The sequence below is a fragment of the Salinarimonas soli genome (assembly GCF_008386575.1).
Lineage (GTDB): Bacteria > Pseudomonadota > Alphaproteobacteria > Rhizobiales > Beijerinckiaceae > Salinarimonas_A > Salinarimonas_A soli.
In genome coordinates this window covers 22,317-46,775 of sequence record NZ_VUOA01000026.1, presented here as the reverse complement: position 1 = coordinate 46,775, position 24,459 = coordinate 22,317, and the positions used below count along the sequence as shown (strand labels likewise).

Below are 24,459 nucleotides of genomic sequence, written 5' to 3'. Positions count from 1 at the left end.
CCCGCCCGACCTCCCTCTGCCCCTGACGGGCCATCTCCCACGCAAGGGGGGAGAGGGGGGCAGACGTGCCCGTCTCGCCCGGCCTCCAGGGGTCGGGGCGGGGGATGCCGATGATCCCTCTCCCCCCTTGCGGGGGAGAGATGGAGAGGGGGGTGCGGCGCGACAGCGCCGCCTCCACGTCAGGGCCGGAACTCATCCGCTCAAAGCCACGCCGGCCCTTCCCGCCTCCGCGCCGCAAGCCTACATCAGGGTCGATGACCGAGATCCTGTTCTATCATCTCCAGCGCCAGCCGCTCGAATCCGTGCTCCCGACCCTGTTGCAGAAGTCCCTGGAGAGGGGCTGGCGGATCGCCGTGCAGGCGACGAGCCCGGAGCGGGTCTCGGCCCTCGACGACCATCTCTGGACCTTCACGGACGAGAGCTTCCTGCCCCATTGCACCGACCGGGAGCCCGACGCGCCCGAGCAGGCCGTGGTGCTCACGGTGGCGGGCGCGAACCTCAACGGGGCGCAGGTGCGCTTCCTCGTCGACGGCGCGCCCCTGCCGGAGGACGCGGCGGCCTACCAGCGCCTCGTCCTACTCTTCGACGGCGGCGACCCGCAGGCCCTGGCGCTCGCCCGCGACCAGTGGCGCGCCGTGAAGGCGCAGGGCCACGCCGCCACCTATTGGCAGCAGGACGAGGGCGGCCGCTGGCAGCGCAAGGCTTGAGGCGCCGTCAGTCCGCGTCGGGGGCGCCCATCCGCGTCACGACCTCGATCTGGCGCCCGTCGGGGAGCTCGTAAGTCCGGATCCGAACCATCTCGAGATCCTCGGCCGTGGTCCGGCGCGGCGTGGTGCGCGCGGCCGCCCGCTGGCGGACGGGCTTCGCCGCAAGGCGGGTGGGTCGCGTGACCGTGGAGCTCGCCGTCGCGGCGGGTTTCACGGCGCGCTTGGCCACGGCGCGGCGCTCGGGCTTCGCCCCGGCCGGCGGCTTGGTCTCGATGGAGCCCGTGGTCTCCGGGGCGGCCTTCGCCTCCTGCTCGGGCGCGGGATGGGGCTTCGTCGCGGCAGACTTCGTGGGCTCCGGCGTCGGTTCCGCCTTTACGGCCTCGACGGGCTTGGGCTGCGGCTTGGCCGCCTCCACCGGCTTCGCAGGCGTCGCCTCCGGTGGTTTCGTGGCCTGCGGGGCCTGCGAGGCGGTTCCTGGTGCCGGCGGATCCACCCATTGCGCGCCGGCCGGCGCGGCCGCGATCCCGGCCAGGAGACCGGCGGCGAGGGTCAGGGCGGAACGGGCCTTCATGGCTGCTCTCCACGGCGTGATGCCTAGAGTCAGCGCCCGGCGGGGCGGTTTGTTCCGCCGAATTCGCTCACCCCTCGTGGAAGTGGTCGTACACCGCCTTGGCGGTCGCGGCGTTCACCCCCGGGGTGCGCATCAGGTCCTCCAGGGCCGCGCGGCTGATCGCCTTCACGGTGCCGAAATGGTGCAGGAGCGCGCGCTTGCGGGTGGGGCCGATGCCGGGGATCTCGTCGAGCGGGTTCTTGATCATCTCCTTCTTGCGCTTCGCCCGGTGCGCCCCGATGGCGAAGCGGTGGGCCTCGTCGCGGAGCCGCTGGATGAAGTAGAGCGCCGGGTCCCGGGGCGGCAGCTTGAAGGGCGGGCGGTCCGGGGTGAAGAACGTCTCGCGCCCGGCGTCCCGGTCGCGCCCCTTGGCGATGCCGATGAGCGGCACGCCCGTGATGCCCACCTCGTCGAGGGCCTGGCGCGCCGCCTCCAGCTGCCCCTTGCCGCCGTCGATGAGCACGAGGTCGGGCCAGGCCGGGAAGGCGTCGGGGTCGACGAACGCCTCTCCGGGGGCGGACGGGAGCGCGGCAGCCCGAGGGAGCGTATCGGGGCTCGCGCCATCCTGGGAAATGTCGTCCTCCGATCCGGCGGGAACAGCCGCCCGCGGCTGCTCCTTGGCGAGCCGCGCGAAGCGGCGGCGCAGCATCTCGCGCATCATGCCGTAATCGTCGCCGGGCTTGAGTTCCTCGGCCCCCATGTTGAACAGCCGGTAGTGCTGCTTCATGAAGCCGTTGGCGCCCGCCACGATCATGGCGCCGACCGCGTTCGTGCCCATGATGTGCGAGTTGTCGTAGACCTCGATGCGGCGCGGCGCCTGCTCCAGGCCGAGCGCCTGGCCCACGGAGGCGAGGAGCTTCTGCTGCGAGGCGGTGTCGGCGAGGCGCCGGCCCAGCGCCTCGCGGGCGTTGCGCAGCGCCCCCTCGACCACCTGCCGCCGCTCGCCCCGCTTCGGGGTGACCACCTCGACCCGGTGCTCGACGCGGCTCGACAGGGCGTCCGCGACGAGGTCCGGCTCCTCGATCGTGTGCGAGAGGAGGACGAGGCGCGGCGCCGGCTTGTCGGCGTAGAACTGGACGATGAAGGCGGCGAGCACCTCGTCGACCGGAACCGAGCGGTCCGCTTTCGGGAAGTAGGCGCGGTTGCCCCAGTTCTGCCAGTTGCGGAAGAAGAACACCTCGATGCAGAAGGCGCCCGCCTGCTCGTCGATGGCGAACACGTCCGCCTCCTCGACGGTCTGGGTGTTGACCCCTTGCGTCGACTGGATGGCGGAGAGCGCGGCGAGGCGGTCGCGGTAGCGGGCCGCGCGCTCGAACTCCAGATCCTCGGCGGCGGCCTGCATGTCGGCGGCGAGGCGCTCCTTCACGGCGGAGGACTTGCCCATCAGGAAGGCGCGGGCCTCGTCGGCCATGGCCTCGTACTCGGCGGCTCCCACCTCCCCCGTGCACGGGCCGGCGCAGCGCTTGATCTGGTAGAGCAGGCAGGGCCGCGAGCGGTTCTCGAAATACGAATCCGAGCAGGTGCGCAGCAGGAAGGCGCGCTGGAGCGCGGTCAGCGTGCGGTTCACGGCCCAAACGCTCGCGAAGGGGCCGAAGAAGTCGCCCTTGCGGTTGCGCGCGCCGCGATGCTTCGTGAGCTGGGAGGCCTTCCCGTCCCGGGTCACGAGGATGTAGGGCAGCGACTTGTCGTCCCGCAGGAGCACGTTGTAGCGGGGCTTGAGCTGCTTGATGAGGTTCGCCTCGAGCAGCAGCGCCTCCGTCTCGGTCGCCGTGGTGACGAACTCCATCGCCGTCGTCTCGGCGATCATGCGGGCGATGCGGTTGCCGTGGCCCTGGTTGCGGGCATACGATCCCACCCGGTTCTTGAGGTTGCGGGCCTTGCCCACATAGAGCACCTCGCCCGCCGCATCGATCATGCGGTAGACGCCCGGCGAGGCCGGCAGGGTCGTCCAGAAGCGGCGGATCACCTCCGCGCCCTGCTTCACCCGGGCGGGCGCGGCCTCGGCCTGCATGTCGACGTCGGAGCCGAGCCCCTGCTCGACCTCGCGCTCGTCGTCCTCGATGTCCTCGAGGAAGTCGGGCGGCACGTCGTTGTTGGGTTCGCGATTCATCGGACCAATGTGGGAATCGTGAGTCCGCGAGGGAAGATGATGCGGCGTTCCTCCTCTCCCCGCCGGGCGGGGAGAGGGCTGCGGCTGCGGCGCCGCAGGCGCCAACCTCCCCCTCGATGGGGGGGGTCGATGCGAAGCATCGGGTGAGGGTGGNNCCCGGGCCTGCGGCCCGACCCCGGATCAAGTCCGGGGCAGGCTCTCTCCCACCAGGGGAGAGGTTGCCGCGCTCCGCGCGGCAGGGAGCAGCCTATCGCACCAACCGGTCCAGGCGGTTGTCGACGAAGAGATAGAGCTCGCGCCCGCCGGGCTCCGAGTAGAGCACCTGGACCTCGCGGCCGCCTCGCCCGCTCTCGCCCACCAGCACGTCGGTGGGCGGCTTGCCCTTGAGGCGCACGAGCTCGCATTCGCCGATCCCGGGCTCGATCGCCTTGGCACCCGCCGGCACCGGGCCGTCGCACTCGCCGGTCGCGGTGAGGAACGGGCCGGCGACGGTGCGGGCAGGCGTGGCCGGGGCGGCGGGCGTCGCAAGGGCTACGGCGGAGCGCTCGGGCGCGCCGGCGCAGGCGGCGAGGCCGAGCGTGGCGAGGAGCGGGACGAGCAGGCGGGCTGGGGTCAAGGGTGCGGGCTCCGGGGGATCATGGCGCGTTGGCGGGGACGGGCCGGTCGCGGATCGCCTCCCTATACAGGGTCTCTGCGTCCGCGCGGAAGGCGCGCCGCGACCCGTCGCGCGAATAGAACATGTGCCCGCCCGGATAGACCTCCAGCCGCACCCGGCCCTCGGCGCCGTAATCGGGCACCTGGCGCAGGAGGAGCTCGCTCTCGAAATAGGGCGTCACGAGATCGGTGAAGCCGTGCACCACGAGGGCGCGCATGCGCCGGTCGAGGGCGAGCGCCGAGCGCAGCTCGTTCAGGGACTCGGGCTGGCTCCGGCCGCCGCCCCAGCGCCACGCCCGGCTCACCCCGCCGTTGAGGAGCTGGTAGCGCCGGTCGGGCACGTCCCATTTCAGGGTGCGGGAGAGGTGGTCGACGATCGCGCTGGTGAGCGGCGCCGTCATGCCCTCCAGCACGGGATCGGAGAAGCGCCCCTGAGGCGAGGTCGGGTCGGGATCGAAGGCCGTGACGCCCGTGTCGTAGGCGCTCGTGACGAGGCCCTCGCCCCGGCGCAGCTCCCGTTGCAGGGTGCGCATGTCGAGCCGCCCCCCGAGCCGGCGCGCCAGGGCCGGGTCGAGGCCCGTGAGCTCCGCCACCCGTGCGCCGAGCCGGTCGAGCGCCGCCGGGTCCGTTTGGCCACGTAAGAGGTCGGTGACGAACTCCCCCGAGGCATAGGCCTCGACGGCCCGCAGGGCCTTGCGGTCGACGGGCCCGCGCTGCTCCATGGCGGCGGCCGCCGCCGAGGGCAGCAGGCTCACCTGCGGCAGGGGATTCCAGGAGGGCTGGGAGCGCCAGCCGAAATCGAGCACGGGGGAGAGGAGCACGAGGCCGCTGAAGCCCACGCCCTGATCCGTCTGGAGCTTCTCGGCGAGGAGCGGGCCGCGGAACCCGCCATAGCTCTCGCCCACGAAGAACTTCGGCGAGGCGAGGCGGCCGTTGTCCTTGAGCCAGCGGCTCACGATCGTGGCGAGGGCGTCGATGTCCCCCTCGACGGAGAGGAGCCGGTTGCGCAGGTCGTCGGGGGTGCCCGGGCGGGTGAGGCTGTAGCCGGTGCCCACGGGATCGATGAACACGAGATCCGTGAAGTCGAGCCAGGTCTCGCCGTTGGGCACGAGGGCCGGCGAGGACGAGGGCGGCACGGTCGGCCCGTCGAGGGGCAGGCGCCAGGGGCCGAGCACGCCCAGATGCAGATAGGCGGAGGCCGCGCCCGGGCCGCCATTGACCGCGAAGGTCACGGGGCGGCGAGCGGGATCCTCGCCCTCGCGCAGATAGGCCACGAACCCGATATCGGCCTCGACCTTGCCCGCCCTGTCGAGGAGCGGCAGGCTCCCCGCGACCGCCGTGAAGGCGAGCTCGCGGCCCGGCAGCTGGAGCCGGTGCCGGGTGACCGATTCCGCCGGCAGCGCCCCCGCCTCCGCCGGCCGCCCCTGCCGCCGCTCCGCCGCCGGCGCATCGCCGCCGGGCGCGGGCGCCGGCTGCTGCGCCAGGGCCGGCATCGCCAGCCCGAGGGCGAGCACGAGGAGAAGCCAGGGACGACGGGGGACAGGGCGCATGGGGGGCTCCGGAAACGTCGAGCGACAATCAGCCAAGCCGCCGCCCGGTTCCCGTGACGGGGTGCCGCGCGAGGGCCCCCGCCTGCTCCGTGATCGCCCGCGGGAGAGAGAGGCTACTCTCCCACTCTCCGACCTCGTCCTGAGGTGCCCGCCGCAGGCGGGCCTCGAAGGGCGCTCCAGGGATCTCCCAAGCGCCGTGGCAGAGGTGGTGCGTGCTTCGAGGCCCTGCTCCGCAGGGCACCTCAGCATGAGGGGGTGGGAACCATCGTCGCAGTCCAAACCTTCAAGCCGCCCGCCGCGCCGCGTAGCGCCCGTCGGGGAGCGCCGTGATGCGGCCGTAGCGGGCGAGCTTGTCCAGCGCCCGCACGATCTGCGGCTCGATCCGCTTGCCGCCCCGCCCGGCGCCCTGCCGGAAGGCCCGCGCCAGGGCCGCCGCATCCAAGGGCTGCCCGGCCCTCGCCAGCGCCGCCTCGACCGCGAGCGGCTGCTCGTCCCGGTCGGCGGGGAAGACGGGAAGCCCCCGGTCGATGGCCACCACCGTGGCCCCCAGATCGAGCTGCCCCGTCCTCGCCGCCGCGCCCTTGGCGAAACGGGGGATCTGGTAGTCGGGGCGCAGCCAGCGCACGTGCCCTGCCGCCTCCTCCCGCGCCCGCTCGGCATTGAGCGCCACGAGCCGTTCCAGGATCGCCTCGTCGGAGAGGTCGGCTGGCCAGCCATAGGCCTCGGCCGTGAGGCGGTCGATGGTGTCGTGGAGCTCGCGGAGGATCAGCACCCGCCCGCGCCGCTTCACGTCCTCGTCGGCCTCAGTGAGCGGAGTGCCGGCGCGGATCCGCTCCAGGACGTTGTAGAGGCCCGTGAGGGTGAGGTCGGGATGCTCGGCCTGGACCCCCTTGCGGGTGGCGTCGAGCTCTTCGCCGGCGGCGCGGAGGCAGGCTTGGGTGAGAGCCGACGGCTCGGGAAAGGGGAAGGGGTCGAAGGTACGGGACTTGGTGTAAACCGAGTCATTTCCCTGCCCAAGCCACCCCCCAGATCGGGTGGACCATGTCGTGTGTATGCGCGAACTGAGCAGCGAAAGCAGGTCTGCGTTCTCACTTGCAATTACGACCGCTTTGTCATCGAGAATGTACTCCGCAGGCACAAACTGAAATATCCGGTGACGAGACGTGTCGACGGTGCAGATGAATCTTTCCAGAGAGGCTAGCGCAGGCCTTAGATCACGCCGAGGCTCCCCGAAAATCCACCAAAAATCGCGATAAGAGACACGATTATTTAACTCCCGTTGAGGTCGCACGCTCTCCAACAAGTGCGCGTATACCTCTGGAAAATCGCGCCTTACTTCGTCAGCGCTTAAGCCAAATAGATCAATCACAAAAAGGCCGCGCGGACTACCCGCAAGATCTCGACCATTCCTGTACGGACGGACCTGCTTGTGTAGCCCAGGGCGTCTATGCAAGCCGAGATGCACAGCCTCGGAAGGTGTCACAATGAAGCCGCTGCCATGCAGCTTCACCCCATCATGAGCAACTCCCGCGTTCGCTTTGAGCAGCGTTGCTCGGGTTACATCAACACCAACCGAAAGGTCCGCATTGATCACCCCGCGCCGTTCGATTGTCTGGATTGTTGGTTGGTCTGTGTCGAGACCACTCTCCGCGACAACCTCTATAAACTGCCCATCGTGTACGCCAGCCTTGCCACCGTCATCGCGATCCGCACGGCCGCGCTGTCCCGCGTCGCCTTCGTCCACGGGTGGTCGGGGATGGCGAGGACGAGGCTCACGGGAGGCTTCACGGAGATGTGCCGCTCCATGACGCGCCTCTGGAACACCTGGCTGATCGAGTTCGTGGTGACGAAGCCGAACCGGCGTAGCGCAGTTCCCTTGCGGGTCAGCAACTCCGCCGCCCGGTCCCACCAATACATGACGAAGTCGGCGCTCTCGTTCATGTGCCGGTGGGCGGCCCACAGTGCCTCGGCGTAGCCCGGCCGCATGCGCGAGCGCAGGTCCTTGCCGCCGATGAACGGCGGGTTCCCCACGATGAACTCCGCCTCAGGCCAGTCCGGCCGCCGCGGGTTCGGGTAGGTGTCCACCCGCTTGCCGTCCCGCTCCACCACGGTCGGCACCGGGTACCCGTCCCAGGTCAGCACCGCGTCGTAGCCCGCGCGCTGCCCGAAATTGATGGTCTGGAACGCCCGCAAGATCGGCTCGGAGGGGTGGCCGGTGCGGGTGCGGTAATGCTGCTGGAGATAGCCGATCCAGACCACGAGCTCCGCGATCGCGGCGGCGCGGGGGTTGAGCTCGAGGCCGAGGAACTGGTGCGGGTCGACCGTCTCGCGCTCGAGGCCCAGGGATTCCGTCTCGCCGAGGCGAGCCAGCGTCTCCAGCACCTCGCCCTCAAGCGTCTTCATCAGCTCCAGGGCGACGTAGAGAAAATTTCCCGTCCCGCATGCAGGATCCAGGACCCGCGTGGTGCACAGCTTGTGCAGGAAGGCCCGCACCGCCGCGACGGCGCGCTTGTCGTCACGCTCCTCCTTCGCGCTCTCGGCGCGGGCGAGCGCCGCCTGCCAATCGGCCCGAAGCGGCTCCATGACGGTGACCTCGACGAGGCGCTGGACGTAGGCGCGGGGCGTGTAATGGGCGCCGAGCTTGCGCCGCTCGTCACGGTCGAGGGCCTGCTCCAGAAGGGTGCCGAAGATGGCGGGGTCGACCTCCGTCCAGCGATGCCTCGCCGCCTCCAGAAGCTCGCCGATCTCCTCGCGGCCGAGATCGAACACGCGGGCGTCGTTGAACAGGTTGCCGTTGAAATGGCGCAGATGGGTGCGGAAGGCGGAGAAGAACCGGTCGTCGCGGTTCTTCTCGTCCATCTTGGCCCACAATTCCTTGAGCAGGGGCGCGAAGGCGTCGGGCGCGGCCCTGCAATCCTCCAAGAGCCGCTTGAACTCGCCCCGCGGCAGCAGGTCGACGTCCTCGGCGAACATCGTGAAGATGCAGCGCATGAGGAAATGGGCCACGTCCTCGGGCCGGTGCACCGCCTCCAGTGACCGGCTCACGTCGGCCAGCCGCTTGGCGATCTCGCGGGTGACGCGGGCCGAGACCCGGGCCGGGTCGAGACTGTGCGGCTCGCGCCAGATCGTGCCGAACAGCGCGCGGATTGCGGGATCGCGCAGGTCCTCCAGATAGATCCGGAAGCCCTTGCGGTCGGGATATTGCGCATAGGCGCGGCCGGTGCCGGTGAAGTCGGCATAGAGCTCGAAGGCGTGGCCCACGTCGCAGACGATGACGAAGGGCGGAGCCGGGTGGTCGGCATCGAGCAGGAAGACGTAGTTCTCCGCCTGGCGACGTGCGTTCTGCATCATCACGTCCCAGCCGCGGGCGATGGAGCGCCGTCCGAGCGTCGCGGGATCGTCGACGGGGAGTGAGAGCTGGCCGGGGATCGCGTTCTTGTGCCCCGGCAGACGGGACTGCTTGGCTTCCAGGATGAAGCAGCCGCGTTTGTAGAGATCGATGCGCTTCAGGCCCGCCGCGGGATCGCCGTCGCGAGGCCGCACGGCACGCTCGAACACGTAATCGTTGCGCTCGCGCCCGGCCTCGGCGGGATCGGGGCAGGGCAGGTCGAGCACATCGCACAGCTCGGCGAGGAAGAGCTGGTAGTTCGCCCGCTCGGCTCCACCCTCGCCCGCCGTCCAGCGGGCGATGAACGCGTCCAGATCCACGATGCCGCCCCCGCCTTTTCGGCGAGGGAAGCAGAGCGGATCGGCGATTGCAAGCTGTCGGTGTATTTTCAACCTGACTCGCTCAGGAGTAGGCGAATTCTGGAAAGCCGGTTGTCGGCTCGCCCCTCACCCATGCGCCGCCATCACGAGCTCCACCTTCACGGCGGTGCCCTGGAGGCCGAGCTGCTCGGAGAGGCGACGGCGGGCGCGGTTGACGCGGCTCTTCATGGTGCCGACCGCCGTGCCGCAGATCATGGCGGCGTCCTCGTAGGAGAAGCCTTGCGCCGCGATGAGGATGAGGGCCTCGCGCTGGTCGTCGGGGAGCTTGGCCAACGCCCGGCGCATGTCCTCGAAGTCGAGATGGGCGCCCTGCTCGGGGATGCTCGTGAGGCTCGCGGCGTAGCTCCCGTCCACGTCCTCCACCTCCCGGCGGCGTTTGCGGTACTCGGACAGGAAGAGGTTGCGCAGGATGGTGAAGAGCCAGGCGTTGAGGTTGGTGCCCTTCTCGAACCGATCGATATGCGTGAGCGCCCGCACGAGCGTGTCCTGGACGAGGTCGTCCGCCCGGTCGACCCGCCCGCAAAGCGAGATGGCGAAGGCGCGGAGGCTGGGGACGGCGGCGAGCAACGAATCGCGAAGTGTCGGATCGATCACCGGGCGGGATCCTCATAGTCGGCTTGGGCCAAGCGGACGCGACCGTTCGGCCGAAGCGAGCGGGCTCGGATCGCCAGGCAGGGAAACCCTGCCGACGGGCGGAGTGGCGCAGGAAGGGCCCGGCGCGGAGGCCGGGACTTGCGGGATCGCGGGTCGAAGGGCGAACCGGACGGCCGCTGGGCGCACTGTGCAGACAACGCCTAGCTGGCCGAAGGGTTCCTGTCGGCGGGAATTTCCGCCTAGGCGCTCCGGGCGACGGCTCCGGAGGCTCAGGAAGCCTTCGTCGCGGGCATGCCGATGGGCGGCTCGTCGGTCATGCCGGCCAGCACCTCGGCCACGTGGCGGGCCACCACGGGCTGCCCGTCGCGGGAGAGCTTGCCGGCCATGTTCATGAGGCAGCCAAGATCGCCCGCGAGCACGGTGGAGGCGCCGGAGGCCACGATGTTCTCGGCCTTCTTGCCGACGATCGCGCCGGAGATGTCGCCGTACTTCACGGCGAAGGTGCCGCCGAAGCCGCAGCACACGTCGGTCTCCGCCATCTCGATGAGGGTCAGGCCCTGGACGCTCTTCAGGAGCTTGCGGGGCTGGGTCCGCACGCCGAGCTCGCGCAGGCCCGAGCAGGAATCGTGGTAGGTCACCGAGCCGTCGTAGCGCGCCTCGACCCGCTCCACCCCTAGGACGTCGACGAGGAAGCTCGTGAGCTCGTAGGTGCGCGCGGCGAGCGCGTTGGCCTTGGGCAGCCAGTTCGGGTCGTCGGAGAACAGCTCGACGTAATGCGCCTTGATCATCCCGGCGCAGGAGCCCGACGGCGCCACGAGGTAGTCGAAGGGCTCGAAGGCGCGGATGGTCTGGATCGCGAGGTCGCGCGCCGCCGACCGGTCGCCGGAATTGAAGGCCGGCTGGCCGCAGCAGGTCTGGACCGGCACGTCGACCTCGCAGCCCGCCTCCTCCAGGAGCTTGGCGGCGGCAAAGCCCACCGAGGGGCGCATGAGGTCGACGAGGCAGGTGGCGAAGAGGCCGACACGGGGCTTGCCGGCGGGAGCGGTGGGCATGGGCGCGCTTTCCTGGGATCCTTGTGGCGCGATGATCACTGGACGGGCCCCGGGGTCAAGAGCGGCGCATGGTCCGGGCTCCGGCTCAGGCGGGCTCGACCACGAGCGTCGCGCCCTCCACCCGCACCACGCGCACGCTCCCGCCCCCCGGCAGGTCGGGGCCGATCACGCGCCAGGAGGAATCGTCCATCCGCACCCGCCCCTCGCCGTTGACCATCGGCGCCTCCAGGGTGAGGACCCGGCCGACGAGGGCCTTGGCGCGCCGGTTGAGGTGGGGCACGTCCCGGGCCGTCTCCTCGGCGCGGTCGCGGGTGAGGCGGCGCCCGGCGAGCAGGATCGCGGGGGCGAGCACCACGAAGAGGATGACGGCGGCCTGCCACGAGAGCGGGGTGGCCCAGGCCACCGCCCCCGTGGCGAGCGCCGCGAGGCCGAGCCACAGCAGGAAGCCCCCCGGCATCGCGAGCTCCAGCCCCAGGAGGACGATGCCGGCGATCACCCAGGCCCAGGCGCCGAGATCGGAGAGATAGCCCACCATGGCCCGCTCACCCCTTGACCGGCGGGGGCAGGCTGCCGCTGCGTCGCCCGGCCGCCTGCCCCGTCCCGCTGCCGTCGGCCGCGAAGACGGATTTCGTGATCTCGGCGATGCCGCCGAGCGACCCGGCGAGGCCCGCCGCCTCGATGGGCACGATGAGCACCTTCTGGTTCGGAGCGGTGGCGAGGGCGCCGAGCGCCTCGATATATTTCTCGGCGATGAGGAAGTTCGCGGCCGCGAGGTCCCCGCGCCCGATCGCCTCGCTCACCATGGCGGTGGCCTTGGCCTCGGCCTCCGCCTGGCGCTCGCGGGCCTCGGCGTCGCGGAACGCCGATTCCTTGCGCCCTTCCGCCTCCAGGATCGCGGATTGCTTGCGGCCCTCGGCGCGCAGGATCTCGGCCTGGCGCATCCCCTCCGCCTCCAGCACGGCGGCCCGCTTCTCGCGCTCGGCCTTCATCTGCCGCGCCATGGCGCCCGCGAGATCGGCCGGGGGCAGGATGTCCTTGATCTCGATGCGGGTGACCTTGGCGCCCCAGGGCGAGGCGGCGGCGTCCATCACCTTGAGGAGCCGGTCGTTGATCTCGTCGCGGTGGGACAGGAGCTGGTCGAGGTCCATGGAGCCCACCACCGTGCGGATGTTCGTCATGGTGAGGGTGAGGAGCGCCTGCTGCAGGTTCGTGACCTCGTAAGAGGCGAGCGCGGGGTCGAGCACCTGGTAGAAGGCGACCGCGTCGATGGTCACGCCCGCGTTGTCCCGGGTGAAGGCCTCCTGGCTCGGCACGTCGAGCACCTGCTCCATCACGTTCACCTTCTGCCCGATCCCCTCCACGTAGGGGATGATCAGCCCGAGGCCCGGCCCGAGGGTGCGGGAATACTTGCCGAACCGCTCGACGGTGTAGTTGTACCCTTGAGGGATGGTGCGCACGCCGAGCGCGATCGTGATCACGGCGAGGATCGCCAGCCCGATGACGACGACGTCGAACCCAAGCGAAAACGGCATGACGGCAGGCCCCCGGCGGCCGCTGGGCGCGGCTCGATGGATCAAGCATAGCAGATCCGCGCCGCCGCGATGAGAGCGGCGCGACGCTAGGCTCGAGCCCGCACGCAGGCCCGGGACCCGCGGCTCCCCACTGAGCGGCTCGGGCCGTCAAAACACACGAACCACATGTATTATCGCGGCGCGGATCCCCGGCGGCCAGATTTCGGCGATGCACGCAAGCAGACAAGTGGACGCAACGTCACCTTGCCAGGTGGACTATACGTCGGCGTCTAACGAAAACCGTCCGAACTACTCGGCTTTAAAGCTTCCTTAGCGCCTATGCTTGCTTGATCCCGCCATCGCGAACGACAGCGGCATTCCGGGAGACGCAACGTGGGCAGGGGAGCTGGGGCGGCAGCGGAGGCCGGGGACGGCTTCGGCGGGGTGCTCCGCCTCGGGGCAGCTGCGGGGCTCGAACGCCTTCTGCGGGCGGCGATCGAGACGTCGCCGGTCAACGTGACGCTCGCGGACGCCACGAAGCCCGGCCGCCCCCTCCTCTACGTGAACCCGGCCTTCTGCGAGACGACGGGCTACAGCGCCGAGGAGGTGCTCGGCCGCAATTGCCGCTTCCTCCAGGGCCCCGACACCGACCCCGAGGCCGTGGAGCGGTTGCGCGGGGCGCTCGCCCGGGCCGAGCCGATCCGGATCACGCTCCTCAACTACCGCCGCGACGGCAAGCCGTTCTGGAACGAGCTCAGCATCCTGCCCGTCTTCGGCACGGACGGGCAGCTGGAGGCCTTCCTCGGCCAGCAGGTCGACGTCACGCAGGAGCGCATCGCCGCCGAGCGCGACGGCCAGCGCCAGCGTGTCGAGGCCTTGGGCCGGCTCGCGGGCGGCGTCGCCCACGAGATCAACAACCTGCTCCAGCCCATGCTCGCCCTCCCCTCCCTCGTCGCCGACGCCCTCCCGGCGGAGGCCGAGGCCGAGCGGGAATGGCTCACCCTCATCCAGGACCACGCCCGCCAGGCGCGCAGCATCGTGCGCGACGTGCTCGCCTTCAGCCGCGGCTCGGAGAAGCCCGCGAAGCCCCGCGAGGCCACGGCCCTCGTGACCCAGGCCCTCGGCTTCGCGCAGGGGCTCATCCCGCCGGGCGTCTCGGTCCGGCGGACGGGCGCGCTCGCGTCGGGGGCGCGGCTGGGGCTCGTCGCGGTCGAGGAAACGCAGCTGCGCCAGGTGCTCACCAACCTCCTCCTCAACGCCGCCCAGGCCATGGGCGGCCACGGCGAGGTGGAGGTGGGGCTCGTCGGTGATGGAGACGCCCTTCGGCTGACGGTCGCCGACAACGGCCCAGGGATGGACGAGGCCGTGCGGGCGCGGATCTTCGAGCCGTTCTTCACCACCAAGCCGCCCGGCGAGGGCACGGGGCTCGGCCTCTCGGTCGTCCACGGCCTCGTGGCGAGCTGGGGCGGCAGCGCGGGCGTCGAGAGCCGGCCCGGCCAGGGCACCTGCATCACCATTCACGTGCCCGTCGCGGCGGGCGGTCCGGATCAAAGCGTCCAGGGGGTTTCATGAATCGCGTTCTCGTCATCGACGACGTCGCAGGCGTCCGGCGCACCATCGCGGCGATCCTGCGCCGCGAGGGCTACGAGGTGATCGAGGCCCGGGACGGGCGCGAGGGCCTGGACTTGGCCCGCGGCCAGGCGCCGGGCATCGTGATCACCGACCTCCTCATGCCGCAGGTCGACGGCATCGAGGTGATCGAGGGATTGAGGCGGCCCGGCGGCGCGCGGCCCAAGGTGCTCGCGATCTCGGGCGGCGGCTCGCTCGTGGGGGCGGAGGAGGCGCTCGGCATGGCGGAAGGCCTCGCCGACGCCACCTTGCGCAAGCCCTTCGAGGCGGAGGAGCTCGTGGGCGCCGTCGCCGCGCTGGCGGGCCGGCCGTGAGGGCGCCGTTTCGCGCCATCGGCGTCGGCGGCCGGCTTGCCGTCGGCCTGGGCTGCCTTCTCGTCATCATCGGGGGCGTGAGCGGCAAGGCCTGGTGGGGGCTGGAGCGCATCGAGGGCAGCCTGGAGCGCTACCAGACCGCCGTCCAGCAGACGAAGGCGGCCGAGGAGCTGCGCGTCGCCGTCCACGAATTCGTGGGCGCCGCCAAGGAATATGCCGCCCGCAACACCCAGGCGCGCTACGCCGCGACGCTCGACGTCTATGCCAGGGTCCGCGCTCAGCTCGACGCGGCGGGGCGGCACATCGAGGGCGCCTATGGCGAGGGCATCAAGGCGACGCGCACGGCGTTGAGCGAGCTGCGCGCCTCGTTCGAGGAGTTCGCGCTCCAGCGCAACCGCCGCAACGACGTCGTCGAGAGCGAGCTGCGCGATGCCGCGACCGCGGCCCGCAGGCTTCTCTCGGCGGCCGACGAGCGCGGGGTGGCGGGGGCCGGCGCCGCCGTGGTGCCGCTGCTGCTCGCCCGCGACTATGCCAACCGCTATCTGCTGCGCTTCGAGGCCGCCGACCTGACCCGCGCGCGAGCCGAGATCGCCCGTGCCGAGGCGGCGCTGGCGGGCGTGCCGGCGCTACGCGAGGCGGCGGGCCTCGTCGCCCGCGTCTCCCGGGTGCTGGTGGATCTGGAGAGCCTGATCGCGGCCGAGGGCGCCGCCACGGACCGCCTGTTCGGGCCGCGCATGGCGGCCGTCGAGGGGGCCTCGCGCGCCATGCTCGGCGCCGCCAGAACCCTGGAGGCGGCGAGCGCGGATGCGATCCGCGACGAGAAGGCGAGCGTCGACCGCGCCCTGCTCGCGGGCGTCGCGATCGCGCTCGCGGCGGCGCTCGGCATCGGCGTGTGGCTGCATCTTGCCATCTCGGCGCCCGTGCGCCGGATCACGGCGAGCATGCGGCGGCTCGCCGCGAACGATCTTGACGTGACGGTTCCCGACACGGGCCGGCGCGACGAGATCGGCGCCATGGCGGCCGCCATGGGCCGGTTCCTCGACAATGCCCGCGAGCGGGGCAAGCTCGAGGCCGAGCGCGTGCGCTCCTTCGAGGACCAGCGCCACCGGCAGGACGAGGTGGACCAGCTCGTGGCCATGTTCGGCCGCTCCATCGACGGCGTGCTGCGCAAGATCGAGGGCGCGTCCGGCGGCATGGCCGGCACCTCGCAGCAGATGAGCGCGACGGCGCAGGCCAACCTCGCCCAGGCCGACCGGGTGCAGGGCACCACGGTGCGGGCCTACGACAACGCGCAGGCCGTCGCGGCGGCCGCGCAGGAGCTCTCCGCCTCCATCGGCGAGATCGCGCGCCAGATCGACACCGCGAGCCAGATGTCGCGCCAGGCGAGCGAGGCCGCCCGCGACACCGCGGGGCAGGTCCATACGCTCTCCAGCGCTGTCGGCCAGGTCGGGCACATCGTCCAGCTCATCCGCGCGATCTCGGAGCAGACGAACCTGCTCGCGCTCAACGCCACCATCGAGGCGGCGCGGGCCGGCGAGGCGGGCCGGGGCTTCGCGGTCGTCGCCACCGAGGTCAAGGCCCTCGCGGGCCAGACCACCCGCGCCACCGACGAGATCGCCGCCGCCATCGACGCCATCAGCCGCTCGGCCGACGGCGCCGTCGACGCGATCCGCCGCATCGCGGGCTTCGTCGGCGAGCTCGACGCCGTGTCGCAATCGGTTGCCGCCGCCACCACGGAGCAGACGGTGGCCACCGACGAGATCGCCCGGGCGGTCCAGGAGGTGCGCGGCGACCTCGATGCCGTGCGCGGCGAGGTGTCGGGGGTACGCGACAGCGGCCTCGTCGCGAAGACCGTGTCCGAGGAGGTGCAGGCCGCGGCCCGGTCGCTCTCCCTGGAGGCCGGCGTGCTTTCCGAGGAGGTGCGCAACTTCCTCGACGGGATCTCGGACGGCGGCACCCGCGAGGCGATCGCGCGCCGGACCGTGGACCTCGCGGGCGAGGTCGCGACCGGGTCCGCGACGGTGCCCGTCCGGGTGGTGCGCATGTCGGCCGCGATGGCCGAGCTCGCCGAGCGGCTCGCGGGCGAGCGCGGCGAGCGGGTGACCCTGCGCCTCCCGGGGCTCGGCGACGTCAGCGCCCGCATCGCGGAGCACGGCGCCCGCGGCACGGTCCTCCAGCTCCCCCTCACCCGCGAGGCCCTCGACCGGGCGTCACGCTTCCTGTCGGCGGCGTAAGGGGGTACGGAGCCGCCGCCCAGCGGCTCCGCCTACAGCCAGCCCTGGAGCTCGCGCTCCACCACCGCCTGGATCACCCTGATCCCGTCCTCGCTGTCGTTGAGGCAGGGCAGGTAGGCGAATTTCTCGCCGCCATTGTGCTCGAAGATCTCGCGGTTCTCGCCGTCGAGCTCCTCCAGGGTCTCCAGGCAGTCGGCCGAGAAGCCCGGCGCGAGGATCGCCATGCGCTTCACGCCGCTCTTGGCGAGGCTTTCCACGGTCTCGTCGGTGTAGGGCTTGAGCCATTCCTCGGTGCCGAAGCGCGACTGGAAGCTCATGCGGAAGCGCTCGGCGGGCCAGCCCATGGCCTCGCGCATGAGGCGGTAGGTCTTCACGCACTGGCAATGATACGGGTCGCCCTTGAGGAGGTACGACTTCGGCACCCCGTGGAACGACACGAGCACCACCTCGGGCTCGAAGTCGAGCTTCGCGAGGTCCCGCTTCATCGAGTTCACCACCGCGTCGATATAGACCGGGTCCTCGAAATAGGGCGGCGAGACGCGCACGGTGGGCTGCCAGCGCATTTCCATCAGCGCCCGGAAGGCCTGGTCGCAGGCCGTGGCGGAGGTGGCGGCGGCGTATTGGGGATAGAGCGGCACGAGGAGGATGCGGTCGCAGCCCTGGGCCAGCAGGTTCTCGATGGCGGGCTTCACGGGCGGGTTGCCGTAGCGCATGGCCCAGTCGACCACGACCTTGTCCCCCGCCACGGCGCGCATGCGCTCGGCGACCTGCTCGGCCTGGGAGCGGGTGATGGTCTTGAGGGGGCCCTCGTCGCGCTCCTTGTTCCAGATCGTCGCGTAGTCGCGGCCCTTCGGCCCGGGGCGCTTCGACAGGATGATGAGGTTGAGCACCGGCCACCAGATCAGCCGCGAGGTCTCGATCACCCGGCGGTCGGAGAGGAACTCCTTGAGGTAGCGGCGCATCGACCAATAGTCGGTCCCGTCCGGCGTGCCGAGGTTCATGAGCAGCACGCCGATGCGGCCCGTGCGCACCTGCGGGTGGTCGGCCGGCTTCACGGGCGCGGCGGGCGCGAGCTCGAGGGGGGAGACGTTCTTGTTCATGGGGCGGCACCGGTGGCGCGGCGCTGCCTGCGCGCCGCTCGCTCTCGTGCCCTAGATAGGCCAGACGGCGTCGGGATCAAACCATCCCGTCGCCGCAGGCGGCCTAGCCCATGACGAAATACCAGCCATAGCCGGCCACCAGCGCCGGCACCGCCGTGTAGAGGGTCGCGAGCACGGCGGCGCGGGGGGCGAGCGCGATGGCGGGGAAGAGCGCGTCGCCGTCCGTGGAGATCGCCGCCGAGATCAGGGCCGCGAGCGGGATCCCGTGCTGAAGATAGAGCGTGGTGACGAGCACCATCACCCCGCAGCCCGGGATCAGCCCGATGAGGGTCGCGGTGAGCGGCAGCAGGATCTCGCTCGCCTGCAGCCAGGGCCCGACGCCCCCGCCCGTGGCATGGGCCACGATCTCGTACCCGAACAGGCCGAGGACGACCCAGAAGGTCACGAAGTTCGTGTCGACGATCATCCGCCGCACGGGCGGCAGCGCCATGGTGACCCGCGGATCGATGCCGCCATAGCCCTTGGCGGGGTCGCGGCGGGTGATGAACATCGCGATGGCGAGAAGGCCGCCGGCGAGGCCCAGCACCTTCGTCGGCTCGTGCTCGGCATAGGCGCCGAACCAGGCGTTCACGTCGAGCTGGAGGATGCCCTCCAGGATCGCGATCGCGAGGCCCGGTATGAGGACCAGGAGCCAACCGGCCTCCGCGAGGCGGCGCGCCCGGGACGGCCGCTCATCCGCGCCGGCGGGCGCACCGCAGCCGAGATTGGCCGCGATCTCACGCTTGAGCACGCCCAGGCCATCGGGGTGAAGAAGGTTGACCGCGTAGCCCGCCGCGATGCCCGCCAGCGTGCACAGGCCGATGACGATCGCGGCCGCCGGCGGGTCCTTCGCGATGAGGAGGAAGGCGGAATCGCCCATCGTGGCGGTGAGCGCCGCGACGATCGCGCCGAAGCTCACCACGCCGCGGGTATATTGCGTGACGAGGAGGATCTCGGCGCCGCAGCCCGGCGTCGCGCCGAGGATCGCGGCGATCGGTACCTGCCAGGCGCGGTGGCGGCCGAGCACCTGCGCGAGGTCGATCCCCGCCCAGCGCTCCAGGCCGTAGAAGATCGCGAGGGTGAGGGCGACGAAGGTGCTCACCTCCAGGTACGCGTCGGCGAGCGCGCCCGCCGCCTTCTCGCGCAGCTCAGGGGACGCCAGCGCGAGCCCGGCGAGCACCGCGAGCGTCACAAGCATCCACTCCTGGCGCAGCGCCCGCAGCAGCGCCCCGCCCATGAACCACCGCCCCGCTCCAAGCGCGATCTCGCTCATGCCGCCCTCGTTCTGCAAATCGCTCGCAACTGCAACATGCCGCAAGTTGCCACTGATTTGCAAGTGGAGGGAAGAGGCTCCGCCGCAACCCCTTGCGGGGCACGGCGCGCGGCAGATTTACCCTCCCGGGTCCAAGTCCTGGACCGAGGCGGCCCGGATGGTTAGGGTTCCGGCCCGAGCGGCGCGTCCGCTCGACCCGCTTCCAGACCTGGACCGACGATGATCAGATCTCTGCCACGCGCGCTCGCCGCCGGCGCGTTCCTCGCCCTCAGCGCGGGCCTCGCCGCCGCGCAGCAGGCCAAGGTGACCTTCGTGCTCACCAACGACATCTACCAGATGTCCGAGGAGAAGGGCCGGGGCGGCATGGCGCGGCTCGCCGCCATCGTGAAGGCCGAGAAGGCGAAGGGCGGCACCGTCCTCTTCGTGCATGCGGGCGACACCTGGTCGCCGTGCCTGCTGTGCGGCTTCGACCAGGGCGCCCACATGGTGGCGCTCTTCAACGAGTTCCCGCCCGACATCTTCGTGCCCGGCAACCACGAGTTCGACTTCGGCAAGGACACGTACGCGAAGCGGCGCGCCGAGGCCAAGTTCCCGTTCCTCGCCGCCAACCTGCGCGGCCCCGACGGCCAGCCCCTGCCGGGCCACGAGGACCGGCGCATCGTCGATGCGGGCGGCGTGAAGGTGGGCATCATGGGCATCGCCCTGGAGTCCACGCCGAACATCTCGTCGACGGGCGACCTGAAGTTCGCCCCCGAGATCGAGACCATCCGGGCCCAGGCCAAGGCGCTCAAGGACGAGGGCGCGGACCTCGTCGTCGCCGTCACCCACACCGACCGCGCCACCGACTTCCGCATCGTGGAGCAGGGGCTCGTCGACATCCTGCTCACGGGCCACGACCACGACCTGCGCCTGTTCTACGACGGCAAGCGCGTGATGGCCGAGAGCGGCGAGGACGCGGAATACGTGGTCGTCGTCGAGACGGACGTGACCGTCCAGACCCAGAACAACCGCCGCACCGCCACCTGGCACCCGAACTTCCGCATCATCGACACGGCGAGCGTGACCCCCGACCCGGCCGTGGCCGAGAAGGTGAAGGCCTACGAGGCGGAGCTGTCGAAGGAGCTCGACGTGGCGCTCGGCACCACCTCGGTGGAGCTCGACACCCGCACCGCCTCGGTGCGCACGAAGGAGACCAATTTCGGCAACCTCGTCGCCGACGCGGTGCGCGCCTCCACGGGCGCCGACGCGGCGATCGTCAACGGCGGCGGCATCCGCGGCAACAAGACCTACGCGGCCGGCGCGACGCTTTCTCGCCGCGACGTGCTCACCGAGCTGCCCTTCGGCAACGCCACCGTGATGACCGAGCTCAAGGGCGCGGACCTCAAGGCCGCCCTGGAGAACGGCTTCGCCCAGATCGAGACGCCCTCGGGCCGCTTCCCGCAGATCTCGGGCCTCGTCGTCGAGGTCGACCGCTCGAAGCCCGCGGGCTCCCGCGTCGTTTCGGTCAAGGTCGGCGGGGAACCGCTCGACGAAGCGAAAATTTACAAGGTGGGCACGGCGGACTTCATGCTCCGCGGCGGCGACGGCTACGTGGCGCTTACCCGCGGCACGCCGAAGATCGCCGGCACGGACGGCAAGCTCATCGCGGGCGAGGTCATGGCCCATATCCGCAAGCTCGGCACGGTTAGCCCCGGCACCGAGAACCGGATCGTGATCCGCTAGAAACGGCCCGTCGCCGCGGCGCCGATCGAGGAGTCCCGCATGGGCGGACCGGTGGCCGCGGCGCTCGCCGCGTTCAAGACGAACGCAGACGCGAAGGGGTGGAGCGCCCTCCCCTTCTTCCAGGACGGCTCGGCCGAACGGGTCGCCGCCAAGGTCGATGCCCGCATCGAGGCGGGCGCGACGGTGCTGCCCGACCCCGAGAACATCTTCAACGGCCTGCTGCTCACGCCGCTCGAGAGCGTGCGGGCGGTGATCCTCGGCCAAGACCCCTATCCGACGCCGGGCGACGCCCACGGCCTCGCCTTTTCCTACGTGGGCAAGCGCCGCCTGCCCGCCTCGCTCCAGGTGATCCTGAAGGAGATGGCCGCCGAGACCGGCGCGCCGACCCCGAAGCGCGGCGACCTCACGCCCTGGGCGCGCCAGGGCGTGCTCCTCCTCAACACGGCTCTCACCGTGGAGGCGGGGGCCGCCGGGGCCCATCTGAAGCTCGGCTGGTCCGACTTCACCGACCAGGCCATGAAGGCCGTCTCCGACACCCGGCCCGCCGTCGCCTTCCTGCTGTGGGGAGCGCCCGCCCGCAAGCGCGCCGCGCTCGTCGATGCGGGCAAGCACCTCGTCCTGGAGGCCGGCCACCCCTCCCCGCTCAACCGGCTGCGCGACTTCGAGGGCTCGAAGCCCTTCGCCCGGGCGAATGCGTGGTTTGCGCAAAAAGGGCTGCCGCCGATCGACTGGTCGCTGTAGATTCCTGGCACATGTGCCCGCCGCGCTCCGGCGCCCGGGCGTCAGCGTCGGGGAGCCCCATGGGCGCAGGCCATCATCACGACCACGACCACCCCCATGACCACGAGGGCAGCGAGCTCTCGCCCATGGACCTGCGCGTGCGCGCGCTCGAATCCATCCTCGTCGAGAAGGGCTATGTCGACCCCGCCGCAGTCGACGCCCTGATCGAGACCTACGAGACCCGGGTCGGCCCGCGCAACGGCGCCCGCGTCGTCGCCAAGGCCTGGAGCGACCCAGGGTTCCGCGACTGGCTTCTGCGGGACGCCACCGCGGCCATCGCGTCCTTGGGCTTCACGGGGCGCCAGGGCGAGCACATGGTGGCGGTCGAGAATACGCCCGACGAGCACCACATGGTCGTGTGCACCCTGTGCTCCTGCTACCCCTGGCCGGTGCTCGGTCTGCCGCCCGTCTGGTACAAGTCGGCGCCCTACCGCTCCCGGGCGGTGATCGATCCGCGCGGCGTGCTGGCGGAGTTCGGCGTCGCCCTCCCGCCTCAGACCCGCATTCGCATCTGGGATTCCACCGCGGAGGTGCGCTACCTCGTGATCCCCATGCGCCCGGCGGGGACGGACGGGTGGGACGAGGAGCGCCTGGCGGGCCTCGTCACCCGCGATTCCATGATCGGCACGGGCCTCGCCCTCTCGCCCGAGGCGGTGGCGGCATGAACGGGGGACAGGATCTCGGCGGCATGATGGGCTTCGGGCCCGTGCGCCCGGAGGCGGACGAGCCCCTCTTCCACGCCCCCTGGGAGCGCCGCGCCTTCGGGGTCACCCTCGCCATGGGGGCCACGGGCGCCTGGAACATCGACGTGAGCCGGCACGCTCGCGAGAGCCTGCCGCCGGGCGAGTACCTCACCTCCAGCTACTATGCGATCTGGACCAAGGGCGTGGAGCGCCTCGTGGTGCAGACGGGCCTCGTCTCCCCCGACGAGCTGCGCCAGGGCGCGGCGCTCGCCCCGCCCGCGCCGGTGAAGCGCGTGCTGCGGGCCGGTGACGTCGCGGCCGTGCTCGCCCGGGGCGGTCCCTGCGACCGGGAGCCCGCCGCGCCGGCGCGGTTTACCGTGGGCGACCGGGTGGTGACGCGCAACCTCAACCCGAGCGGCCACACCCGCCTGCCGCGCTATGCGCGGGGCAAGACGGGCACCATCGAGCGGGTGCACGGCGTGTTCGTGTTTCCCGACACCAATGCCCACGGGGCGGGCGAGGCGCCGCAATGGCTCTACACCGTCCGCTTCGACGGGCGCGAGGTGTGGGGCGAGGAGGCCGATCCGGCCCTCGTCGTGAGCGTCGACGCCTGGGAGAGCTATCTTGAGCCGGCCTGAGCGCGACCTCCTCGCCGCGGCGGCCGCCGTCGCCCCCGCACCCGTTTGCGGCGACGCTCCGGTCTTCGGCGCGCCCTGGGAGGCGCAGGCCTTCGCCATGACGCTCGCCCTGCACGAACGGGGTCTCTTCACCTGGCCCGAATGGGCGGCGGCCCTATCCGCCGCGATCCGCGCGGCGCAAGCCGGCGGCGACCCGGACGACGGCACCACCTACTACGCCCATTGGCTCGCGGCCCTGGAACGGCTCGTCGCCGAGCGCGGCATCGCGCCCGAAGCCACCCTGCACGAGCGCCGCGCCGCCTTCGACCGCGCCGCCCGCGCGACCCCGCACGGCGAGCCGGTGGTTCTGGAGAACGATCCCCTGCGGCGGGGGTGATCGGACTGCCGTGACCCTACCCTCCCACCTCGTCCTGAGGTGCCCGCCGTAGGCGGGCCTCGAAGGGCGTTCCAGGGATCACAGGACGGCTGTGGCAGGCGTCCTGCGTGCTTCGAGACGCCCGCTGACGCGGGCTCCTCAGCATGAGGGGGTGTGGGGAGGCTTGATCCGCTGCCGCTGAGCGAAGCCCTCAAGCCGTCTTGGCCAGCACGAAGTCCGTCCGGCTCGTCACGACGGAGTTCCGGCCCGCGGCCTTGGCGTCGTAGAGGGCGATGTCGGCGCGCTTGAGGAGGCCTTCCACCGTCTCGCCGTCGGACCATTCGCTGATGCCGAAGCTGCAGGTGAGGCGCACGGGGCCGCGATGGCCCTTGATGAGGAGCGCCTGGCAGCGCAGGCGAAGCGCGTTGGCGACCTCGGTGGCGTGGATCGCGCTCTGGCCCGGGAGCAGCACGCCGAACTCCTCACCCCCGAGGCGCCCCGCGATCCCGCCCACCTTGGCGAGCTCGGCTGCGACCGCCTGGATCGCGAGGTCGCCCACGTCGTGGCCATGGGTGTCGTTGACGGCCTTGAAGTGGTCGATGTCGACGAGGACGAGGGAGAGCGGCGAATGGGGCCCCAGCCGCTCCGTCGCCTCGCGCGAGCGCGTCGTGAAGGCGCGGCGGTTGAGGAGGCCCGTGAGCGGGTCCGTCTCGGCGAGCCGGATCAGCTCGCGCTGGAGGCCGGTGAGGCGCTGCGCGGCGCGCAGGCGCGCATGCAGCTCCTCGGCGCTCGGGGGCTTCGAGATGAAGTCGTCGGCGCCGCTGTCGAGGGCCTCGCCGAGGTTGCGCGTGTTGTGCAGCGACGACATGGCGATGATGTAGAGGGGCCGGCGCGTCTCGGCGAGGAGGCGGGCCTGCCAGCACAGCTCCAGGCCGGCGATCGGCTGCACCTCAAGGCTCGTGATCAGCGCGTCGACGAACTCGTTGTCGGCAAGGAACACCAGCGCCTCGCGGGAATCCGTGAAGGCATGGACGAAATGGCCGTTCGGCGTCAGGAGGCCCGAGATCACCTTAAGGGCGACCCGGCTGGGATCGACGATGACGATATGCATAAGGGGCGGCGCTTTCCTGACCGTC

General features: G+C 71.3%; 22 protein-coding genes. 9 read left to right on the top strand and 13 right to left on the bottom strand.

Annotated features, from left to right (window positions below; translation table 11 throughout):
• The first annotated feature begins 254 nt into the window (after positions 1-254).
• Positions 255-707 carry a DNA polymerase III subunit chi gene (locus F0L46_RS14505; RefSeq protein ID WP_149818743.1) on the top strand — a complete coding sequence of 151 codons (453 nt, stop codon included), beginning with the start codon at positions 255-257 and terminating at the stop codon, positions 705-707.
• A gap of 7 nt (positions 708-714) precedes the next feature.
• Here F0L46_RS14505 and F0L46_RS14500 read toward each other — a convergent pair whose 3' ends face one another.
• The 10 genes from F0L46_RS14500 to F0L46_RS14460 all read right to left on the bottom strand — a co-directional run bounded on the left by F0L46_RS14500 (position 715) and on the right by F0L46_RS14460 (position 12,577).
• Entirely contained in the window at positions 715-1,278 is a 564-nt protein-coding gene (locus tag F0L46_RS14500; protein WP_149818741.1) for a hypothetical protein, read from the bottom strand.
• A 67-nt stretch (positions 1,279-1,345) separates the two neighbouring features.
• Entirely contained in the window at positions 1,346-3,328 is a 1,983-nt protein-coding gene (gene uvrC, locus F0L46_RS14495) for an excinuclease ABC subunit UvrC (protein WP_438646682.1), read from the bottom strand.
• Between the two features lie 346 nt (positions 3,329-3,674).
• A complete protein-coding gene (locus tag F0L46_RS14490) occupies positions 3,675-4,043 on the bottom strand; it encodes a hypothetical protein (protein WP_149818736.1) in 369 nt (122 codons plus the stop codon).
• A gap of 19 nt (positions 4,044-4,062) precedes the next feature.
• Complete coding sequence (locus F0L46_RS14485) at positions 4,063-5,631, bottom strand: S10 family peptidase (RefSeq protein ID WP_149818734.1); 1,569 nt, start codon at positions 5,629-5,631, stop codon at positions 4,063-4,065.
• A gap of 283 nt (positions 5,632-5,914) precedes the next feature.
• A complete protein-coding gene (locus tag F0L46_RS26885) occupies positions 5,915-6,421 on the bottom strand; it encodes a hypothetical protein (protein ID WP_240539998.1) in 507 nt (168 codons plus the stop codon).
• An 869-nt stretch (positions 6,422-7,290) separates the two neighbouring features.
• Positions 7,291-9,339, bottom strand: coding sequence for a DNA methyltransferase (locus F0L46_RS26880; protein WP_240539997.1), 2,049 nt, complete (start codon positions 9,337-9,339; stop codon positions 7,291-7,293).
• A gap of 126 nt (positions 9,340-9,465) precedes the next feature.
• The gene (locus F0L46_RS14475) at positions 9,466-9,993 is read right to left on the bottom strand and encodes a sigma-70 family RNA polymerase sigma factor (RefSeq protein WP_149818732.1); all 528 of its coding nucleotides are present in this window, start codon (positions 9,991-9,993) and stop codon (positions 9,466-9,468) included.
• 269 nt (positions 9,994-10,262) lie between these two features.
• On the bottom strand, positions 10,263-11,045 hold the full coding sequence (locus tag F0L46_RS14470) for a (Fe-S)-binding protein (RefSeq protein WP_149818730.1): 783 nt from the start codon (positions 11,043-11,045) through the stop codon (positions 10,263-10,265).
• An 85-nt stretch (positions 11,046-11,130) separates the two neighbouring features.
• Positions 11,131-11,580, bottom strand: coding sequence for an NfeD family protein (locus tag F0L46_RS14465; RefSeq protein ID WP_149818728.1), 450 nt, complete (start codon positions 11,578-11,580; stop codon positions 11,131-11,133).
• 7 nt (positions 11,581-11,587) lie between these two features.
• Positions 11,588-12,577, bottom strand: a complete 990-nt coding sequence (locus tag F0L46_RS14460) for an SPFH domain-containing protein (protein WP_149818726.1) — start codon at positions 12,575-12,577, stop codon at positions 11,588-11,590.
• Positions 12,578-12,949: 372 nt separating this feature from the next.
• Between F0L46_RS14460 and F0L46_RS14455 the strand changes: the two genes are divergently transcribed.
• From F0L46_RS14455 to F0L46_RS14445, 3 genes are read left to right on the top strand one after another with little or no spacing between them, the layout of a single operon-like run.
• Positions 12,950-14,128 (top strand): two-component system sensor histidine kinase NtrB, encoded by a 1,179-nt coding sequence (locus F0L46_RS14455; RefSeq protein ID WP_149818724.1) that lies wholly within the window; start codon positions 12,950-12,952, stop codon positions 14,126-14,128.
• Complete coding sequence (locus tag F0L46_RS14450; RefSeq protein ID WP_149818722.1) at positions 14,125-14,499, top strand: response regulator; 375 nt, start codon at positions 14,125-14,127, stop codon at positions 14,497-14,499. Before F0L46_RS14455 ends, F0L46_RS14450 begins: the two co-directional genes overlap by 4 nt.
• Positions 14,496-16,733, top strand: a complete 2,238-nt coding sequence (locus tag F0L46_RS14445) for a methyl-accepting chemotaxis protein (protein ID WP_149818720.1) — start codon at positions 14,496-14,498, stop codon at positions 16,731-16,733. Before F0L46_RS14450 ends, F0L46_RS14445 begins: the two co-directional genes overlap by 4 nt.
• Positions 16,734-16,765: 32 nt before the next feature.
• On the opposite strand, the gene hemH is transcribed toward F0L46_RS14445, so the two are convergent.
• Both hemH and F0L46_RS14435 read right to left on the bottom strand, forming a co-directional pair.
• Positions 16,766-17,833 (bottom strand): ferrochelatase, encoded by a 1,068-nt coding sequence (gene hemH, locus F0L46_RS14440; RefSeq protein WP_149818718.1) that lies wholly within the window; start codon positions 17,831-17,833, stop codon positions 16,766-16,768.
• A gap of 103 nt (positions 17,834-17,936) precedes the next feature.
• On the bottom strand, positions 17,937-19,145 hold the full coding sequence (locus F0L46_RS14435) for a putative manganese transporter (RefSeq protein ID WP_149818716.1): 1,209 nt from the start codon (positions 19,143-19,145) through the stop codon (positions 17,937-17,939).
• A gap of 219 nt (positions 19,146-19,364) precedes the next feature.
• Between F0L46_RS14435 and F0L46_RS14430 the strand changes: the two genes are divergently transcribed.
• Genes F0L46_RS14430 through F0L46_RS14410 form a run of 5 tightly spaced genes read left to right on the top strand, consistent with a single transcriptional unit; the run spans position 19,365 to position 23,344 of the window.
• Entirely contained in the window at positions 19,365-20,867 is a 1,503-nt protein-coding gene (locus F0L46_RS14430; RefSeq protein WP_149818714.1) for a bifunctional metallophosphatase/5'-nucleotidase, read from the top strand.
• A gap of 39 nt (positions 20,868-20,906) precedes the next feature.
• Positions 20,907-21,608, top strand: a complete 702-nt coding sequence (ung, locus tag F0L46_RS14425) for a uracil-DNA glycosylase (RefSeq protein WP_149818712.1) — start codon at positions 20,907-20,909, stop codon at positions 21,606-21,608.
• A gap of 59 nt (positions 21,609-21,667) precedes the next feature.
• Positions 21,668-22,312 carry a nitrile hydratase subunit alpha gene (nthA, locus tag F0L46_RS14420; protein WP_149818710.1) on the top strand — a complete coding sequence of 215 codons (645 nt, stop codon included), beginning with the start codon at positions 21,668-21,670 and terminating at the stop codon, positions 22,310-22,312.
• A complete protein-coding gene (gene nthB / locus F0L46_RS14415) occupies positions 22,309-22,968 on the top strand; it encodes a nitrile hydratase subunit beta (RefSeq protein ID WP_149818708.1) in 660 nt (219 codons plus the stop codon). The genes nthA and nthB overlap by 4 nt, the downstream gene beginning before the upstream one ends.
• Positions 22,955-23,344 carry a nitrile hydratase accessory protein gene (locus tag F0L46_RS14410; protein WP_149818706.1) on the top strand — a complete coding sequence of 130 codons (390 nt, stop codon included), beginning with the start codon at positions 22,955-22,957 and terminating at the stop codon, positions 23,342-23,344. The genes nthB and F0L46_RS14410 overlap by 14 nt, the downstream gene beginning before the upstream one ends.
• Before the next feature lie 190 nt (positions 23,345-23,534).
• On the opposite strand, the gene F0L46_RS14405 is transcribed toward F0L46_RS14410, so the two are convergent.
• Positions 23,535-24,434 carry a GGDEF domain-containing protein gene (locus F0L46_RS14405; RefSeq protein ID WP_149818705.1) on the bottom strand — a complete coding sequence of 300 codons (900 nt, stop codon included), beginning with the start codon at positions 24,432-24,434 and terminating at the stop codon, positions 23,535-23,537.
• Between the last annotated feature and the right edge of the window lie 25 nt (positions 24,435-24,459).